The following is a 234-nucleotide window of genomic DNA, read 5'->3' on the forward strand; positions in this document are numbered from 1 at the left end:
CAAATTGTTAAAGAGCATAAAGCAAAAAGCTTTAATCAATAACTTACGTTATTAATTAAAGCTCTGGCTTTAACTAAATCTAAACCTAATCAATCTGTGTGGACACTCATCGTAAGTATCTTCGTATAAGGAGGTGATCCAGCCCCAGGTTCCCCTAGGGCTACCTTGTTACGACTTCACCCCAGTCATGAACCACAAAGTGGTGAGCGTCCTCCCCGAAAGGTTAAACTACCC

The 234-nt window shown here is 41.5% G+C and carries 1 rRNA gene; it reads right to left on the bottom strand.

The window, feature by feature from the left end:
- Positions 1-126 precede the first annotated feature (126 nt).
- A 16S ribosomal RNA gene (locus AB4232_RS21060) occupies positions 127-234 on the bottom strand; the annotation flags it as partial.

Source organism: Vibrio sp. 10N.286.46.A8 (assembly GCF_041470165.1).
In the GTDB taxonomy this organism is placed as follows: Bacteria; Pseudomonadota; Gammaproteobacteria; order Enterobacterales; family Vibrionaceae; genus Vibrio; species Vibrio tasmaniensis_A.